18 protein-coding genes are annotated in these 18491 nt (G+C 33.2%); 2 read left to right on the plus strand and 16 right to left on the minus strand.

What is annotated here, in order from left to right:
* Positions 1–3 precede the first annotated feature (3 nt).
* Positions 4–2022 carry a DNA topoisomerase IV subunit B gene (gene parE / locus AC1RPQ_RS03080; RefSeq protein ID WP_481761323.1) on the minus strand — a complete coding sequence of 673 codons (2019 nt, stop codon included), beginning with the start codon at positions 2020–2022 and terminating at the stop codon, positions 4–6.
* A 180-nt stretch (positions 2023–2202) separates the two neighbouring features.
* Here parE and plsY point away from each other — a divergent pair, with 180 nt between their 5' ends.
* On the plus strand, positions 2203–2826 hold the full coding sequence (gene plsY / locus AC1RPQ_RS03085; protein WP_481761324.1) for a glycerol-3-phosphate 1-O-acyltransferase PlsY: 624 nt from the start codon (positions 2203–2205) through the stop codon (positions 2824–2826).
* Positions 2827–2846: 20 nt separating this feature from the next.
* On the opposite strand, the gene AC1RPQ_RS03090 is transcribed toward plsY, so the two are convergent.
* From AC1RPQ_RS03090 to AC1RPQ_RS03150, 13 genes are all read right to left on the minus strand, one after another.
* Positions 2847–3728 (minus strand): aldose 1-epimerase family protein, encoded by an 882-nt coding sequence (locus AC1RPQ_RS03090; RefSeq protein ID WP_481761325.1) that lies wholly within the window; start codon positions 3726–3728, stop codon positions 2847–2849.
* A 16-nt stretch (positions 3729–3744) separates the two neighbouring features.
* The gene (hslU, locus tag AC1RPQ_RS03095) at positions 3745–5154 is read right to left on the minus strand and encodes an ATP-dependent protease ATPase subunit HslU (protein WP_409022533.1); all 1410 of its coding nucleotides are present in this window, start codon (positions 5152–5154) and stop codon (positions 3745–3747) included.
* Between the two features lie 15 nt (positions 5155–5169).
* A complete protein-coding gene (gene hslV / locus AC1RPQ_RS03100; protein WP_409022532.1) occupies positions 5170–5715 on the minus strand; it encodes an HslVU peptidase proteolytic subunit in 546 nt (181 codons plus the stop codon).
* Between the two features lie 114 nt (positions 5716–5829).
* Entirely contained in the window at positions 5830–7137 is a 1308-nt protein-coding gene (trmFO, locus tag AC1RPQ_RS03105) for an FADH(2)-oxidizing methylenetetrahydrofolate--tRNA-(uracil(54)-C(5))-methyltransferase TrmFO (RefSeq protein WP_481761326.1), read from the minus strand.
* Between the two features lie 29 nt (positions 7138–7166).
* Positions 7167–9263: a type I DNA topoisomerase gene (topA, locus tag AC1RPQ_RS03110; protein ID WP_481761327.1), complete on the minus strand. Its 2097-nt coding sequence runs from the start codon at positions 9261–9263 to the stop codon at positions 7167–7169.
* A 95-nt stretch (positions 9264–9358) separates the two neighbouring features.
* On the minus strand, positions 9359–10228 hold the full coding sequence (gene dprA / locus AC1RPQ_RS03115) for a DNA-processing protein DprA (protein ID WP_481761328.1): 870 nt from the start codon (positions 10226–10228) through the stop codon (positions 9359–9361).
* A 50-nt stretch (positions 10229–10278) separates the two neighbouring features.
* Positions 10279–11046 (minus strand): ribonuclease HII, encoded by a 768-nt coding sequence (locus AC1RPQ_RS03120; RefSeq protein ID WP_481761329.1) that lies wholly within the window; start codon positions 11044–11046, stop codon positions 10279–10281.
* Positions 11047–11048: 2 nt separating this feature from the next.
* Entirely contained in the window at positions 11049–11897 is an 849-nt protein-coding gene (ylqF, locus tag AC1RPQ_RS03125; RefSeq protein ID WP_481761330.1) for a ribosome biogenesis GTPase YlqF, read from the minus strand.
* A gap of 142 nt (positions 11898–12039) precedes the next feature.
* Complete coding sequence (locus tag AC1RPQ_RS03130; RefSeq protein ID WP_481761331.1) at positions 12040–13488, minus strand: S41 family peptidase; 1449 nt, start codon at positions 13486–13488, stop codon at positions 12040–12042.
* Between the two features lie 14 nt (positions 13489–13502).
* Positions 13503–13724: a YozE family protein gene (locus tag AC1RPQ_RS03135; RefSeq protein WP_409022525.1), complete on the minus strand. Its 222-nt coding sequence runs from the start codon at positions 13722–13724 to the stop codon at positions 13503–13505.
* A gap of 15 nt (positions 13725–13739) precedes the next feature.
* Positions 13740–14354: a YpmS family protein gene (locus AC1RPQ_RS03140; protein ID WP_409022524.1), complete on the minus strand. Its 615-nt coding sequence runs from the start codon at positions 14352–14354 to the stop codon at positions 13740–13742.
* Positions 14355–14365: 11 nt separating this feature from the next.
* Positions 14366–15265, minus strand: coding sequence for an SGNH/GDSL hydrolase family protein (locus AC1RPQ_RS03145; protein ID WP_481762178.1), 900 nt, complete (start codon positions 15263–15265; stop codon positions 14366–14368).
* A gap of 81 nt (positions 15266–15346) precedes the next feature.
* Positions 15347–16195: a DegV family protein gene (locus AC1RPQ_RS03150; RefSeq protein WP_481761333.1), complete on the minus strand. Its 849-nt coding sequence runs from the start codon at positions 16193–16195 to the stop codon at positions 15347–15349.
* Positions 16196–16334: 139 nt separating this feature from the next.
* On the opposite strand from AC1RPQ_RS03150, the gene trhA reads away from it, so the two are divergent.
* Entirely contained in the window at positions 16335–16976 is a 642-nt protein-coding gene (gene trhA, locus AC1RPQ_RS03155; protein WP_481761334.1) for a PAQR family membrane homeostasis protein TrhA, read from the plus strand.
* 49 nt (positions 16977–17025) lie between these two features.
* Here the strand turns inward: trhA and AC1RPQ_RS03160 are convergent, their stop codons facing one another.
* Together AC1RPQ_RS03160 and AC1RPQ_RS03165 are read right to left on the minus strand one after the other, a co-directional pair.
* Positions 17026–17514, minus strand: coding sequence for a dihydrofolate reductase (locus AC1RPQ_RS03160; RefSeq protein WP_481761335.1), 489 nt, complete (start codon positions 17512–17514; stop codon positions 17026–17028).
* Between the two features lie 23 nt (positions 17515–17537).
* Positions 17538–18485, minus strand: coding sequence for a thymidylate synthase (locus AC1RPQ_RS03165; RefSeq protein WP_481761336.1), 948 nt, complete (start codon positions 18483–18485; stop codon positions 17538–17540).
* Positions 18486–18491 lie beyond the last annotated feature (6 nt).

Consider the following 18491-nt stretch of genomic DNA (forward strand, 5'->3'; position numbering starts at 1 on the left):
TCCTTAGTCAGTCGTTGTTTGATCTTCAAATAATGTTAAATCTTCTTCATTTTTTAAATCAGTAACTTGTTTACTTGATACCTTATCAAGGATACTACCGTCCTCTTCAAGTGAAAATTGAACATTTTCTTCAATCCAATTTCGACGAGGTTCTACCTTGTCGCCCATTAAGGTTGTCACTCTTTTTTCAGCAAGTGCAGGATCATCAATTCGAATTCTAACTAAAGTTCTTGTCATTGGATCCATAGTTGTTTCCCATAATTGATCTGCATTCATTTCGCCCAGACCTTTAAATCGTTGTAGGTTGTAACCACGTCCAATTTTTGTTGTTGCTTTATCAAGCTCTTCATCGGTCCAAGCATAGATACTCTCTATTTTTTTACCCGTTCCTTTTTGAATTTTATATAAAGGTGGTAAAGCAATATAGATTTTCCCAGCATCAATTAGTGGACGCATATATTTATAGAAAAATGTCAATAATAAGGTTTGGATGTGCGCACCATCAGTATCAGCATCAGTCATGATAATAATTTTATCGTAGTTACTGTCTTCGAGCTTAAATTCAGCACCAACACCTGCGCCAACTGTATAAATCATTGTATTAATTTCTTCATTTTTTAAAATATCTTGTAATTTTGCCTTTTCAGTATTCAATACCTTACCACGTAAAGGTAGAATGGCTTGGAATTTGCGTTCACGACCTTGTTTAGCTGAACCACCGGCAGAATCACCTTCGACTAAAAACAACTCATTTTTCTTAGCGTTTTTCGATTGTGCAGGTGTTAATTTCCCAGATAATAAGCGATCATTTTTCTTTTTCTTTTTCCCATTTCTTGAATCATCACGAGCCTTACGAGCTGCTTCTCGAGCCTCTCTAGCTTTAATTGATTTTCTAACAAGTTCTTGTGCAAACTCACCATTTTCCATCAAATAAAACCCAAGTTTTTCACTCAGAACGCTATCGACGATAGATCTTGCTTCGGGTGTACCTAATTTACCCTTCGTTTGTCCTTCGAATTGCAATAACTCTTCAGGTATTCGCACTGAAATGACTCCTGAAAGGCCCTCTCGAACATCACTACCTTCTAAATTACGATCTTTATCTTTTAAAAGACCTAATTTTCTGGCATATTCGTTAAATGCTTTTGTCCAAGCAGACTTCATTCCTGCTTCATGTGTACCACCATCTTTTGTCCGAACGTTATTAACAAAGGACATTAAGTTTTCTGAGTAGCCATCATTATATTGTGCTGCAACTTCTACTTCAATTTTATCTTTAATGCCATCAAAATACATCACTTCGCCAAGTGTATCTTTGTCTTCGTTTAAATAAGCAACGAATTCTTTAATACCTTCTTCAAAATGATAGATATCTTGTTTATCAGTTCTTTCATCTGTTAAAACAATTTTGACACCACGTAATAAAAAGGCAGACTCTTTTAATCTTTCAGCTAAAATATCATACTTATAAATTGTAGTTGAAAAAATACTTTCATCGGGTTTAAAAGTTACTGTTGTTCCATTTGCTCGTTTAGTTGCACCTAATTTTTTTAAAGTCCCAACTGGATGCCCACCATTTTTAAACTTTTCTTCATAACGAATACCATCACGAACGGTATCAACTGTTAATGATGAAGATAATGCGTTAACGACACTTGCGCCAACGCCATGTAGTCCACCAGACGTTTTATATCCGCCTTGGCCAAATTTTCCACCAGCATGTAAGACAGTGAAGATAACTTCAACAGTTGGTATTCCTGATGCATGCATACCAATAGGCATACCACGACCATAATCTACAACAGTAATACTGTTATCACTGTGGATTGTAACGTCGATTTGTGAACCATATCCTGACAAGGCTTCATCAACTGCGTTATCAACAATCTCGTAGACAAGATGATGTAATCCCTTGCCATCTGTCGACCCAATATACATACCAGGTCGTTTTCTAACTGCTTCTAGTCCTTCAAGAACTTGAATTGAATCATCATTGTATTTTGTTTTATTTTGATTAGTCATTCAGTTAAACGCCCCTTACTCTGTATTCCTACAGTAACGTTACTATAATAACCTATTCTTTTTTAAAATGTAAAGAGAAATCCGAATAGATGTTCTATTTTATAAAAAATTTTGGTGTCTTCTTAAAAGAATGTTAAAATACTACTTATTGGATTTACTGGCTGAAAGGAGTGAATTATCATGGGTACAATCATATTAATGTTGATTATCGCTTATATTTTAGGATCAATTCCATCAGGGGTTTGGATTGGAAAATATTTTTATCAAAAGGATATCAGAAATTTTGGTAGTGGTAATGTTGGTACAACTAATACTTATCGAGTTCTTGGACCAAAAGCAGGGACTGTTGTCTTAGTGATGGATATATCAAAAGGAATTATAGCTGCAAGCCTCCCTTATATGTTTGGGGTCGCATCAACCGTTAGTCCTTTACTAATTGGTGTAGGTGCAGTAGCTGGACATACATTCTCAATATTTACTGGATTTAAAGGTGGTAAGGCAGTTGCTACTGGTGCGGGTATTTTATTACCGTATAATCCGCTATTTTTTCTTATCGCTTGTACCATGTTTATTTCTTTAATACTTTTAACGAGTATGGTAAGTGTTGCAAGTGTCATTGGATTTATTGGTATTACGATAACAGCGATATTATTTCAAGATTGGTTATTAACTAGTATTGCAGGTATTTTGACTATATTTGTTATTTATAAACATAGAGACAACATAAAACGTATTTTAAATGGTACTGAGAGTATGGTACCTTTTGGTCTTGGATTATATTTACGAAATAAAAAAAATCGATGATTATTTCATCGATTTTTTTTTTAAAATACTGTGATTTCATACGAACCTTCGAACGATTTATTTTTTTCTAACGTATAAATATTACTTTTATCTGATAAATTACCAGTAGATTCAATATTATCAGCTACTCCCCACCATGGTTCAATACAAACAAATGGTGAATTTTCAGGATATTTCGACCAGATACCAACGTAATCTGCACCATTTAATGTCACGGAAACACCATGATCATCTTCAGGTGTTGAAAGTAAGATAGTCGTTTCTAGTTGTTTCAATTCGTAAATTAAGGCATCATTTTTGAATGTTTCGCGAGATAACTTAATAGGTTCGTTGAACTTAACTGATTTTGCATTTTCGATATCGCTAAAAGGTCCAACTAGTGGAATTTGACGTCTTTCAACATTTGGTGCCACTTCAATTTGATAATTTTCTAGATTTAAATAAGCATTTTTAAGTGGTACGTTAAATGCTGGGTGTCCTCCGATAGAAAATAACAAAGGATTTTCATCGGGGTTATAAACATCGTAAATTACTTTTATTTGATGATTAGTTAAAATGTAATGTAATCTCAATCTAAAATTAAACGGATACTTTGAGATTGTTTCTGGGGATGAACCTAATTCCAGAACAACTGATGTTTTACTTTTAGAAACCACTGTAAAAAGCATGTCACGGGCAAAGCCATGTTGACCCATTTTATATGTTTTATGATCATACGCATATTCATCATTTTTTAAACGCCCAACAAATGGAAACAATACTGGGGCATGTCTACCCCAGTATTGTTTATCTGCTTGCCAAATATATTCAATAGATGTGTCATTTCCGGTAATACTGATTAATTCAGCACCTTGTTCAGCAATTTTGACTGTGATGAAATCATTTTTAAGTTCAACTGTCATTTTAGTTCACCCTATCCTATAAAATATAACGACTAAGATCTTTATCAGCAACGATGTTACCAATTTTGTCTTCAACATAACTTTCAGTAATTGTTATGTCACCCATTTGCATATCTGGACCCTCAAATAGTAAATCTTCAAGTAATTTTTCAAGAATTGTATGCAGTCTGCGTGCACCAATATTTTCAGTATCGTGGTTAACGTTGTAAGCAATTTCAGATATTTTCTCAATTGCTTCAATTGTAAATGTCACATTAATATTATCAGTGCCAATTAAAGCAATATATTGTTTAATTAAGGCATTATGAGGTTCTGTAAGAATTTTAACAAAATCTGCTTGGCTCAAATCATCTAATTCAACTCGAATTGGGAAACGACCTTGAAGTTCAGCAATTAAATCGCTAGGTTTACTTTCATGAAAAGCACCTGATGCAATAAACAAGATATGATCAGTATTAATAACACCATATTTAGTTGAAATTTGAGAGCCTTCAACAATTGGTAAAATATCACGTTGTACGCCTTCTCTAGAAACTTCACCACTATTTTTTTGAGATTTTGAAGTAATTTTATCAATTTCATCAATAAAAATAATTCCAGTGTTTTCAGCACGTTCAATTGCAGCTTGATTGATATCTGCTACATTAACTAATTTTTTTGATTCTTCACGAATTAAAATTTTACGGGCTTCTGCTACGGTTAACGTTCTTTCTACTTGGCGTGTTGGTGTTAATGCACTTAAGGTATCTCCTAAGTCGATGCCCATTTGTCCCATCATGCCATTCATACCAGAAGGCTGTTTAGGTTCATCAACTTTAATTGTCACTTCGTTATTTTCTAATAAACCACGACTTAGTTGTTCCGATACAGATAGTCGTTCATTTCTAATGTCGTCAGTGACCTCCTCTTCATCTTTTGCATCTAATCCGGCAGGTATTTGACCTTTTTGAATTTGAGACATCATTTGCATAAGATTAACATTCTCGGCTTTTTTTTGTTTTTTAATACCTGGAACTAGAAGTTTTACAAGTCGTTTATCAGCCATACGTTCAGCTGCGCCTGAAACACGGCCATATTGAGCATCTTCTTCTAATTTAATTGACACGTCAACCAAGTCACGTACCATTGATTCAACATCACGTCCAGCGTAACCAACTTCAGTGAATTTTGTTGCTTCAACTTTAATAAATGGTGCTTCAAGCATTGTTGCCAAACGACGAGCAATTTCAGTTTTACCTACACCAGTTGGCCCAATCATCATTAAATTTTTAGGTGTAACATCTTTTTGCATTGATTCAGAAAGTTGCATCCGACGATATCTATTACGTAATGCAACAGCAATGGCCTTTTTTGCATCATTTTGACCGATAACGTATTGATCTAGTTCTGTAACAATCTGTTTTGGTGTTTTATCACTTATAGTCATAAATTTACCCGCTTTCTATAATTCTTCTGAGATGACATGATGGTTAGTAAAAATATCAATATCACCGGCAATATTAATTGATGCCTCAGCAATTTCTTTAGCTGACATATCAGTTGTATGATGCTTAAGTGCCTTTGCAGCAGACAAAGCAAAATTTCCGCCAGATCCGATTGCTAAAATGTCATCGTCAGGTTCAATTACTTCTCCACTACCAGAAACTAATAACATTTCATTACTGTTCATTACAATCAAAAGTGCTTCTAATTTTTGTAAGGATTGTTCACTACGCCAATCCTGAGCTAATTCAACTGCTGCACGTTGTAAATTACCACTAAATTCATTTAATTTTTTTTCAAATCGTTCTTCAAGATTAAATGCGTCGGCAACGCTACCAGCGAAACCAACAACTACTTGATCGTTATATATGCGACGAACTTTTCTAGCAGTCCCCTTCATAATAACTTTTTCACCCATTGTGACTTGGCCATCACCGGCCATTGCACAGTGACCATTATGCTTAACGGCACAAATTGTTGTTGCATGAAATGAAACAGTTGCCATAATAAACTCCTCCATGTTACTCATTTATTGTATAAAAAAACTTCATTGAACGCTACTACTGTAGCACAACAATGAAGTATAACTCAATTATTTTATCAGATATTTCATAAATATTTAAAGACTTGGTTTAACAATTGCTAAATGCTCTAGAGCACGATTTGCAACCGCTTGATTTTTTTCTTGTTTATCTCGAATTTTTGTGCCTAATTTAGGGATAATACCAAAGTTAGCATTCATCGGCTGAAAATGTTTACCACTGGCATGTGTTATATAATGGGCCATAGCTCCCATCACAGTTGTTTTAGGAAGTACGACTAGCTCTTCTCCTAAAACAAGATGTGCGGCATTGATCCCTGCTAATAATCCACTTGCAGCACTTTCTACATAGCCTTCAACACCTGTCATTTGACCAGCAAAAAATAAATCATTTCTAAATTTAGACTGATATGTTGGTTCCAGTGTATCAGGAGAACGCATAAATGTATTACGATGCATAACACCATAACGAACAAATTCAACATTTTCTAAACCTGGAATTAGTGAGAAAACATTCTTTTGTTCGCCCCATTTAAGATGCGTTTGGAAACCAACAATATTGTATAAGTCACCGACTGCATTGTCTTGACGCAATTGGACAACGGCAAAAGGTGTTCTACCAGTCTTAGGGTCTTCTAATCCAACTGGTTTTAAAGGGCCAAATAACATTGTTTTAGCGCCTCTTCTAGCCATTTCTTCAATTGGCATACAACCTTCGAAAAATTTTTCATCTTCAAAATCATGCATTTCAGCAGTTTCGGCCCCTATTAGTGCCTTATAAAAGGTTATAAATTCCTCTTTAGTCATTGGACAATTAAGGTATGCAGCATCACCTTTATCATATCGTGATTTTAAGTAGATTTTATCCATATTTAATGATGATTTTTCTAAAATTGGTGCAGCTGCATCATAAAAATAAAGTCCCTCACTACCATTTAATTGTTTAATTGATTCTGCTAAACCTGATGATGTTAAAGGACCTGTCGCAACAATTGTTGGACCTTTTGGTAGTTCAGTTAACTCTTCATTGATAACCGTAATATTTTCATGATTTTTAACTAAATCAGTTATCTCACCAGAAAATTTATCACGGTCAACGGCTAGCGCACCGCCAGCCGGAATTGCATTATGGTCAGCTGACTTCATAATAACTGAATCTAACTGTCTCATCTCTTCCTTCAAAAGACCAACGGCATTCGTAATTTGATTAGCTCTTAAAGAATTCGTACAAACTAGTTCAGCAAAATTCTCAGTATGATGCGCTGGTGTCATTTTGATAGGGCGCATCTCGTATAAATTAACATGAACTCCTCGCTTGGCAATCTGCCATGCAGCTTCACTACCGGCAAGACCAGCACCGATTACATTAACGCTAGTATTTTCCATTATATAATCCCCCTGCTAGTTAGATTCAATTATTTTTGAACCGCTTCTTCATAGTCACAATTACTACATTTGACTTGTTTTCCACCTTTTACTTTTTTCTCAATTAAATAATGTTGACATTTTGGACATTCGCGACCAATAGGTTTATCCCATGATACGAATTCACAATCTGGGTATCTTGAGCAACCATAGAATAAACGATTTCGTTTAGATTTACGTTCAATTACTTCCCCTTGCTGACACAATGGACAAGTTACACCAATTTCTTTAACGATTGCTTTTGTATTACGACAATCTGGAAAACGCGTACATGCAAAAAATTTACCATATCGGCCCATCTTAATAACCATCGGTGACCCACAAATTTCACAATTAAATCCAGCTGGTTCATCTTTAATTTGAACTTTCTCAATTGTTTCTTGGGCATGTTCAACATTTTTTGAAAATGGTTTATAAAAATCATCAACAACTTTAACCCAATTTTCGTCTCCGACTTCAATGTTATCAAGACCTTTTTCTAATTCAGCAGTAAATTTAACATTCACAATATCACTAAAATAAGCTTCAATCATATCATCTACAATTTCACCCAGTTCAGTTGGTTCAAAACGCTTAGCAATTAATTTCACATAATATCGACGTTGAATAGTATCCAAGGTTGGTGCATACGTTGATGGACGTCCAACACCATTTTCTTCAAGTGTTTTAATTAAATTTGCTTCAGTGAATCTAGCAGGTGGCTGAGTAAAATGTTGGTTAGGCTGATTTTTAGCTAACTTAACATGATCGCCAACTTTTAAATCCGGTAAAATATTATCAGTCTTTTTGTTATCCTCATAAATTTTTGTATAACCTGCAAACTTAGTCTTTGACCCAGAAGTATGATAAGTAACGCCATTTTGTTCAATAGATACAGACATTGTATCCATTACAGCTGGTGTCATTTGACTGGCAACAAATCGCGACCAAATTAATTTATATAACTTCATTTGATCATTACTTAAATAATCCTTCATTGAAGCAGGTGTACGTAAAACAGAGGAAGGTCTAATTGCTTCATGTGCGTCCTGTGCACCTTCTTGTAATTTACCTTTGCGTGGCTTAATAGCTGCATAATCTTCACCATACTTTTCGTGTAAAAATTGAGCAGTTTCATGTTTGGCAGTCGTAGATACACGAGTCGAGTCGGTACGCATGTAAGTGATTAAACCAACAGTACCCTGTTTTCCGAGATGAATTCCTTCATATAATTGTTGTGCAACCATCATCGTTTTTCTTGTACGAAAGTTTAATTTTCTATTAGCATCTTGTTGCATTGTACTTGTAGTAAATGGTAAAGCTGGAAATCTTTTACGTTCTTTTTTTGTGACAGCGGTGATATCAAAATCTTGTTTTGTATCAATTAATGCCATTACTTTTTTAACATCTTCATTATCATGAAGTGCTTTTTTCTTTCCCTTAATACCATAAAAAGCTGCATCAAATTTCTCTTTACCTTTTTTAAATTCAGAATCAATAGTCCAGTATTCCTCTGGTATAAATGCACGAATTTCTTTTTCTCTATCAATAATTAAATTCAAAGCAATAGACTGAACTCGACCAGCACTTAAGCCTTTTTTTATTTTAGCCCATAATAAAGGACTAATTGAATAACCAACTAATCTATCTAAAATACGGCGAGCTTGTTGTGCATCAACTAAATTCATATCAATTGATCTAGGATCATTAAAAGCATTTTTAACTGCATCTTTTGTAATTTCATTAAAAACAACACGATTTTTGTCCGTGATATCTAAATCTAAAATATGAGATAAATGCCATGCAATTGCCTCGCCTTCACGATCAGGATCGGCTGCTAGATAAACATTTTTAGCTTTTTTAGCTTCTTTTTTTAAACTTTTAATAACATCGCCTTTACCACGAATTGAAATGTAATGAGGATCATAGTTGTTTTCAACGTCAACTCCCATTTTACTTCGTGGTAAATCTCTAATATGTCCAAGACTAGCGACAACATGGTAGTTGCTGCCTAGGTATTTTTCAATTGTTTTAGCCTTAGAAGGTGATTCAACAATAACTAGATTTTTTTTTGCCGGCGTTCTCTTTTTCTTTTTGGTTACTGGCATAATTGAACTCCTTCGTAGTATTTATATTGTAAGCAATAACATTTTTAAAATCGTTAGTAATCTTAAAGCATATTAGAGAGACTTGTCAAGCGTAACTAGTTTTCATAGAACTCTGCAAGTATCTGTTCACCGTTAATAATCGGCATTGCACCGGCTATTATTAGTTCATTACACCCAAGTGAAAGAGGACTAATAATTGATCCGGGTACAGCTAGTACTGTGCGATTTTCTTGCAATGCTAAATTGGCAGTTATAAGACTACCACTATGGTGTTTAGCCTCTGTAACTAATAAGCATTCACAAAGGCCTGCAATAATTCGATTTCTTTCAGGGAAATGATTACGTTGTGGTCCTGTATTCAGTCCGTACTCAGATAATAAAAGTCCCTTTTTGCTAATTTCAATTTGTAAATCTTCATTAATTTTTGGATAATAAATATTTAAACCTGTCCCAATAACAGCAATTGTATCTGCTCCGTTAGCTATTGTAAATTGGTGTGCCAAGGTATCAACGCCGGCTGCTAATCCGCTTAAAATTACCTTATCATTTTGGATACTATTTGGTAATAATAATCGTATTACTTCTATTGAGTAGTCAGTTCTTTGCCGAGCACCAACAACAGCAAGTGATTGTCGATTTAATAATTGCGTATTTCCTCGCATAAAAAGAACAATTGGTGGTCGATAGCATTCTTTTAGTCGATACGGATAGTCCTCATCAATAATAGTCACAATTGTTGAATGTAACTTATTGGTAATAACCTCATTTTTCAATGAAATACTAGTGTAAGCTTTACTGAAACTAGCTATTTTTTTACTATTTAAATTTAAAATGGATTTAATTACATCTAGAGTTAAATCAGTACAACTTGGATTCTGTTGTAACCAATCAAAAATTTTATTTTCGCCAATATACGTTATTTCAGAACATAGTCTAAGTTTAATTAAAGTGTCTCTTATTGTCATTGTTTCTCCTTATTAGTCATTAATACTAATAAGGTACGCAATTTATTTCATTATTTTTTTAGAATAGATTTAATTGGTTCAAATGTTCGACGATGAATTGGAGTGACTCCTAATTTGCTAAGTCCTGCTAAATGTTTTTTAGTTCCATATCCATCATTATGATTGAAATCGTATCCTGGATATAATTCATTGTAAAAGTTCATGAGATGATCTCGGTAAACCTTAGCAACGATACTAGCAGCAGCAATACTAGCACTTTTAGAATCGCCTTTAATGAAACTTTCCTGCGGAATATCGCTATCAATCGTCATAGCATCAATCAATAATTGTTGTGGTTTCACGTCCAATGAATTAACAGCTTCTAACATAGCAATTCTTGATGCTTGATATATATTAACTTCATCAATTGTTTGATTATTTATCACAGATATACCAACTGAAACAGCTGTAGCTAATATTTCAACGTATAATGCTTCACGCATAGATGCAGATAATTTTTTCGAATCATTCACGTCAATTAGATTGAAATTATGAGGTAAAATAACTGCTGCACTAACAACTGGACCAGCTAACGGTCCTCTTCCAACCTCATCAATACCAGCGATGTAAGGAATACCATTCTGCCATAGGTCTCTTTCTATTACTAACCTACGATTAAATAATTCTTGGTGTTCAACTAGTTTTTTTTGTCTATTATTATATTGGATTAAAAGCTTAATAACTCCTTTGCGAGAGTCTTTAGCTATTTCTTGCATAAAATTATCCGATGGATTATTCAATAAATGTTCTTTTACTTGAGAAATTGTAAATTTGGTCACAACTATTCGCCACCCAATTGAGGGATTTCTAAGGTATAACGACCAAGTTTACCTTGTCTAATATCAAATATAATTCTCTCACTCGCACGATCATAATCTTCTTTGAAACCCATTTTTTTTGTTAAATCTAATAATAAATCAACATTACTTAACTGCATTTGTTCATCCGTTAATTTATATTTCTCTTGTAATGCCTTTGGATTTGTTTGTTTAAAATGTTCTAACCCGTATAATGCAATGTCATCTTTTGCATATAAAGAGTCTTTTATTGCTCCTGTTAAAGCAAGACGTTTACCGATTTCTTGATCTTCAAATTTGGGCCATAAAATACCTGGTGTATCTAAAAGAGACATTGATTTTCCGGCTTTTAACCATTGCTGTGCTTTTGTCACCCCAGGTCTATTTCCAGTTATGGCGACATTTTTACTTAACAAATGATTTAGTAACGTCGATTTTCCAACATTCGGAATTCCGATACACATTACCTTAACTCGTTGTTGGAGGATACCTTTACTTTCTCGTAACGCTATTTTATCTTTTAAAACAACGTTAATTTTTTTCTCGATAGCGTTAAGTTGTCCGTGTTGACTATCTACTGCAACTGCCGGAATTCCTTTGTTTTCATAGTACTGTAGCCAACGTGCAGTAACGTTCGGATCGGCCATATCTTTTTTTGTTAAAACCATAATATGAGGTTTTGTTGCAAGTAATTGCTCAAGTTGCGGATTTCTAGATGATTCAGGCAATCTTGCATCAACTAATTCAAGTACGATATCTACTAAGTTTAATTTTTCCTTTACTAATCTTAAGGCTTTTGCCATATGTCCTGGGAACCATTGGATTACTGTCATTTAAATTCTCCTTGTTAAGCCAAGTAAACTTTTAATTAACTTGCTTAATTCTTTATATTTAACTCTCTTAATCAGAATACCTTAATTTGTGCACAAAAAGAAGAGAGTTCCGCTATTTAGTTTCGCCCTCTTCAGTCTTTTATTAATTTGTTAACGATTTAATTGCCGCATCATAGGCAGGATCATTTTTTGAAATTTTTTTCTGAACTAATGTTTCAATTTTTAAAGCAGTATCTTTGTTAACTTCGCCCGTTTGAGTTAAAGTATTTTCTTTTTGTAACATTTTTACTGCATTAACCGTTGATGTACCAAAGTAACCATTATTTTTGTCTTTATAATAATTAAGTGCGCTTAAGTAAACTTGAATCGTTTTAACTTGAGGTGTAACGTCTTCATATTTATATGTTTTATCAGTATTAATTAGTGGTGAATAAGCATACGCAGGATAATCAGCTGAAATAGTAGGCTTAATCCCTTTTTTATTAATCCAAGAACCATCAGGTGTTAGCCATTTAGCAATGGTAACTTTTAATTCTGTTTTATCTGTAAAGGTATTGATTGTTTGGACGGTACCTTTTCCATAAGATGTTGACCCAATTAATTTATCATTACCAGATTGGTTAAGTGCGGCTGCTAAAATTTCAGAAGCACTTGCACTATCTTTATTAATGACAACAGCTGTTTTTTCTGTGACTTTAAATCCTGAGTCATATTTTTTACCAGCCTTATATACTTCAGGAGAACCCGTTTTGCCTTGTACCTGCATAATTGTTTGACCATCTTTTAAGAACATTGATCCAATCGCTAATGCTTGATCCATAAGGCCACCTGGATTATCACGAACATCAATGACAAACGATGTAGCGCCATCTTTTCTAAGTGACTTCACTGCAGATTTGACTTCGTTAGATGTATCCTCAGAAAATGTACTAATTTGAATATATCCTACTTTTTTATTCTTTTTCGAAATACTACTATAGACTGTTTTAACAGGAATATCATCTCGTTTTATTGAAACATTAAATGTTGATGAATCACGTTTAATAGTTAGTTTCACTATTGTTCCTTTTTTACCTCTAATTTTTGAAACAGCTTTTTCTAAACTGAGACCATAAATAGATTTACCATCTATTTTTTGGATAATATCATCTGTCTTCAAACCAGCCTTTTTAGCTGGTGTTCCTTTAATAGCTGAAACAATCTGAATATTTTTCTTGCTAATTTTGACTTCAGCACCGATTCCAACAAATTTACTAGAAATAGTTGAATTTAAATTAGTCGCATCTTCTTTACCTAAATAGGCCGTAAATTTATCTCCAGTAGAGTCGACCATACCATTGATAGCCCCATCGACTAATTTTTTCTTACTGATATTTTTATAATAAGAATTATTTAGTGCCGAATAAACAGACTCAATTTTGGCTAAATCTGAACTAGTCGTTTGTAATGACCCAACTAATGTATTAATTTGACTAATTGCAAAAAAATACATTGCAGCAGCTCCGACTATAAAAGATAAACAAATTGACCCTATTAAGGTCCAAAAATGACGACCAAATCTAAAACGTTTTTCTTTTTTATCTTTTTCCATAATTTAATTCCCCACTAATTCATTTTGTCTAAATATCGGGCCCAAGCGTCATCAAAAATTGTCATTGAAGGTAAATATCCTGCATTTAATTCAAGATAATTAGAAAGAAAGTCATACTTATCTGACAATTTAGGAAAACTTTGATCATAAAATGCATTATTTGCAAATTGGGACACCTCATCCGTACCGTGATCATTGCGTTCGGTCATTAAAAATTGATAAAATGTTTGTCTCATAAATTGATACCTCATTTAATTTAAAGGGATAGAAACATCGAATTTAAAAACATTCGTTTTTAAATCAATTTTGGTTGCACTAGCTTGTATACCATTCTCAATATCTAGTTTTTTTAAGTTAAGCATAATTGTTTGTTCTTTGCTATTAATCGTAATCCAATTTGGTAAATCATATGCATTTTTTACATAATCCATTATAAACTTTTTAGGAACTGGTAATGAACCTACAGCAACAGATTTTGCTTTTAACAAGATATTACCATCATCTGTTACAACTGGATCTGAATATAATGTGAATGAAATATTTTGTCCTAAAATTTTTGTTGTGCCCATTAATATAGCAGATTTATCTACTAAAAACCGATATTTAATTGATTGACCTTTTTGAATTGATTTTAAATAATAATTAATGGTTCCGTTAAGTTGTTCCTTGTTCATTTCCACGCTTAGTTCTGTTCTTTTTGTTGCTTTTGAAGTGGTTTGAGTTGTTAGTGTCTTTTGATCTTGGGATTGGTTCATAATACTAACGGAAAAATAAAGTAGTACGCCAATCAATAAAGAAAATAATATGATAAACGCAACTTTCCATGCGTTAAAAGTGGTTGATGTTTTTTCTGTTCTTTTCGGCATAATTCTCCTCATTATTTAAATAAATGATGTTCTTCCATTGATTTGAACAACAAATCAGTCATTTTTTTATAACCTTTTTTATTTGGATGAAAATGATCAGTTATAGAAATATAGTTATTTTTTTCATCTTTTTCTTGCAAGACACTTTCAAGATTAAAACTAGATAAATCAGATAAGTCTGAGCTACCCAAAGTCTTGGCTAATTTACTTGTTTTACCATAATATTGTCCTTCAGAAAGCTGTTTTTCAACACTAACAAAATAACTATTTTTATCATTTTTAACAACCTTGTTGGTTACGTTATTCCATGATTTAACAATCGTTTTCATACTACTCATTTCGGGGAAATAAACGTAAAATGGGTTATACACTCCTATAACGTAGATAGGCGCGCTATTATTATATTTTCTAATCTCTTTAAATAAATCATTTAAATTTTTTGTATAAGTCATTTTTTCAGTATCAATAGCTTTATTTAACTTATCAGTATCATTAGATAAAATGTTTTTTTGTATAACCTGTAATAGGTCATTCCCACCAACTGTTAATGTAATAACAGTGGCTTTTTTTAACGTTTTTTGCATTTTGGGTTGTTTCTTTAATCTGCTATAAATTTGATCACTTCGATCTCCTGATAAGCCAAAGTTAGAGGCAGTTACTTTCATATTTTTATCAGTATTTATTTTTTCTGTAATTAATGAAACGAATCCACCTTTATTCGTTTCATCTCCGACACCCTGCGTTAAAGAATCACCAAGGGATACTAGCTTAAGAGCTGTTTTTTTATGGGGCACTGTTATTAAAGAATGATTCGAAAAATGGCCGGTTGCAAACCACAGCCCACTAAATATAAGACCACTTAGTACTAAAATACTTAAAATAGTAATGGAAAAGCTTTTAAAAAATTTCAAAAAATCATTCCTTTATTTAATTAAAAAAACCGGACAAAAACAGCTGTTTTTGGACCAGTTTAAAAATAATTATTTAATATATTAGTCTTTATCTGTGTAGAACATCACTGCAAAAGCCCCTGGACCACCATGCGTCGCAATAATAGGTGCTGTCTGTCGAACTAGAATATCAACTTTTGGGACTGCTGTTTGTAATAAATCGCGAACTTCAAATGCCTTTTTTTCATTTCCAGCATGAGAAATACCTACTGCTTTAACATTAGGTGTACTTTTTAATTCTTCAACTAAATCTGCAATAAATCTGTTAACCGTCTTCATACCACGGCCTTTATTTTTAATTTTTAATTCGCCATCAATCATTTCCAAAATAATCTTCATATTTAAAACACTTGAAAGAACACCAGTTAATCTTGATATACGTCCACCTTTGACCAGATTATCCAGAGTCATAACGGCCATATTTAGAGTTGAATTCTTACGGATTTCAGAAATTTTTGTTAAAATATCATCCATTGATGCACCTGAATTTGCTAACTTAGCAGCTGCTAAGACTTGAAAAGCCATACCTCGATCAGTAGAACGAGTATCAACAACGGTTACATCGGATTGACTCATTTCTGCAGCTTGCTCTGCAGTATGAACTGTACCACTAATTTGGTCAGTCATGTTAAGTGAGAGAACTTGGCTACCATCTGCCCCAAGACTGTCAAACATTTCTACAAAAGTACCAATTGGTGGCTGACTTGTTTTAGGTAACGTTTTTGACGTTTCCATTTTAGTCTCAAATTCGTCATTTGTAATTGATTCACCTTCAACGTAAATAGTATCATCAATCATAACGCTTAGAGGTATAATGCTAATGTCATTTTCTTTTATTTCATTATCTGTTAATCCAACAGATGAATCCGTTATTATTTTAATTTTTTTCATGTTTCTTCATCCACACTTTCTTAACAAAAGTTTTTAATCATGATACAATAATGTCACTATAAACTTTTCTATTTATAATGTCTAGTATATCAGAATTACTGGTCTATTTCACATAGAAATTGATGACTGAGGTGTTTTTTTGGAACATAATTACAGTAGAAGGTATCTCATCTTAAATGAGGTATTAAACGCGGTAACTCATGGTATTGGTCTTGGGTTAAGTATAGCGGGATTGATTTTTTTACTTATTAAAGGTGCTCATAATGGTAGTGCATTAGAAATTACCTCGTATGCTATATATGGTTCATCTTTGGTACTGCTGTACTTAACTTCTACCCTATTTCATAGTTTAATATTTACACGAGCAAGAACTGTTTTTCAAATCTTCGATCATAGTAGTATCTATATTCTGATAGCAGGTACTTATACGCCTTATTGTCTTCTCTCTGTTGGTGGGGCATTAGGTTGGACACTATTCGGAATCATCTGGATGATGACCGTTTTAGGAATTATTTATAAATCAATTTGGTTGGGTCATTTTAAAACAATTTCAACCATCATTTATCTAATTATGGGCTGGCTTTGTTTGAGCGCAATGATGCCACTTTATAATAGCCTCGGTACAATTGGGTTCTGGCTACTTGTTTCTGGTGGCATTGCGTTCACAATCGGCGCTGGAATTTATAGTATAAACGGTGTTAAGTACTTACATGTCGTTTGGCATTTATTTGTGATGTTAGGTACAGGATTAATGTTTTTTTCTATTTTATTATATACTTAAAGTTAAAAAGCGAAGACACATCCGTATTGGATATGTCTTCGCTTTTTAATTATTTTTTATCATAAATTCTAAATTCATGATCATATACATTTTTTTTGTCAATCATTCCCGGAATCGTTTCAATTAATTTCCAATGAGTATAATCAATAGGAATCATCATCACATCACCATCAAACGTAGCGTTAATTTTTGTTTGATACAATCTATTAACTTTTACATACATTTCAGAAAATAATGTTGCGCCACCAATAACAAAAATATCTTCAGAATATGTTTCTAATAAATCATTCAACTCTGGTATTGAATGAACAATCTTTAGAGTATCTGTTTCAACTAAATCGTTTTTACTTGAAAGAACAATATTAATTCGATTTGGTAATAGTCCCGGAAAACTTTCAAATGTATTTCTGCCCATAACAACGACCTTATTAAGCGTTGTTTTCTTAAAAAATTTTAAATCATTTGGTAAGTACCAAGGTAGCTTACCCTTATATCCAATATGATGTTCACTGTCTTCAGCCCAAATAAAATTAATCATTATTGACTCTCCTTAAGTAAATATTAAACTGCAACAGGCGCTTTAATAGGTGGTGCAGGATTATAGTCTTCTATTTTAATATCCGTCATATCGTATTCAAAAATACTATTTTTATCAGGATTTAACCATAATTTTGGCATGGGTTGCACTTCACGAGAAAGTTGTTCCTTCACTTGTTCTATATGATTATTGTAAATATGGGCATCGCCTAATGTGTGAATGAATTCACCAACTTCAAGTCCAACCTCTTTAGCAATTAGATGAGTTAATAACGCATAACTTGCAATATTAAATGGTACACCTAAAAAGACATCGCCACTTCTTTGATATAATTGACAACTTAATTTACCATCAGCCACATAAAATTGAAATAACGTATGGCAAGGTGGTAATGCCACATTTGGTACATCTTCTGGGTTCCAAGCGGACACAATTAATCTTCTAGAATCAGGTGTTTTTTTGATTGCTTCAATAACATCTTTAATTTGGTCAATCGTATCACCTTGTCTAGTTTTCCAATTACGCCACTGACTACCATAAACGTCACCTAATTCACCAAACTTTTTTGCAAATTCATCGTCTTCAATAATTTTATCGCAAAAAAGGTTTTTCTGTACTTCATATTCTTTTTTAAAATCAGTCTCTAAAAGTGATCGATGTCCAAAATCAGTCATATCTGGACCCATATACTGAGAACTTTCAATGTAATTTTTAAAAGCCCATTCGTCCCAAATATGATTCTTATGTTTCAATAAATATTGGATATTAGTATCACCTTTTAAGAACCACAGTAACTCACTCTTAATTAAACCAAATGGTACTTTTTTAGTTGTTAGTAGTGGGAATCCTTGACTTAAGTCAAACCTCATTTGATAGCCAAAAAGACTTTTAGTTCCCGTTTTTGTACGATCAGATTTATCATTTCCGTTCATTAAAATATCACGTTCAAGTTGCAAATATGTTTCTTCCATACGAAA

The sequence above is a fragment of the Dellaglioa sp. CoH-57-MRSF-21 genome (assembly GCF_056781915.1).